We start from the raw sequence: 569 nt of genomic DNA, 5'->3' as shown, positions 1-569 counted from the left end.
CCTTCATCAGCGCCTGAGCCGAGCAATCCACCAGCTGGCATAGTAGCCAACGTCGTTGTGACTCGTTCAACTGAACGAGTCCAGTGGACGCCTGGATCGCACGTACACACGGTTTCATTCACGCCCCCAAGGTGGAGATGGTGGGCGTGTCGACCCTTCCCAGGCTCGGTTTCACCCGGCCTGGTGCATCTGTCGTCGTACCATATCCCATCGCCGTCCCACACTTAAGGGGCACGGTTCGGGGCTGGCACGTCGTATGGACCCACTGGGATTTGAACCCAGGGCCTCCGCCTTGCAAAGGCGGCGCTCTCCCGCTGAGCTATGGGCCCGGCAGATCCGCACGGTGTTAGCCCTGATAGTTCTTAGGTGCCCGGTCGACGGAGTTCTCGAACACCGAAAGGTGGGTTGGGGCAAAGCCCCAATCCCGATCAGTAGGAGGTGATCCAGCCACAGATTCCTCTACGGCTACCTTGTTACGACTTAAGCCCCCTTGCGGAGCCCAGATTCGACCGTCGCATGACGGCCTCATCCGGACCCCACTCGGGTGCTTTGACGGGCGGTGTGTGCAA

General features: G+C 60.8%; 1 tRNA gene and 1 rRNA gene. Both read right to left on the bottom strand.

The window, feature by feature from the left end:
* Window positions 1-257 precede the first annotated feature (257 nt).
* Window positions 258-329, bottom strand: a tRNA-Ala gene (locus VI123_RS19240).
* Window positions 330-433: 104 nt separating this feature from the next.
* A 16S ribosomal RNA gene (locus VI123_RS19235) occupies window positions 434-569 on the bottom strand; the annotation flags it as partial.

It is taken from the genome of Haloarcula sp. DT43 (assembly GCF_037078405.1).
GTDB classification, from domain to species: Archaea; Halobacteriota; Halobacteria; order Halobacteriales; family Haloarculaceae; genus Haloarcula; species Haloarcula brevis.
This window is presented reverse-complemented; position numbering and strand designations above follow the sequence as displayed.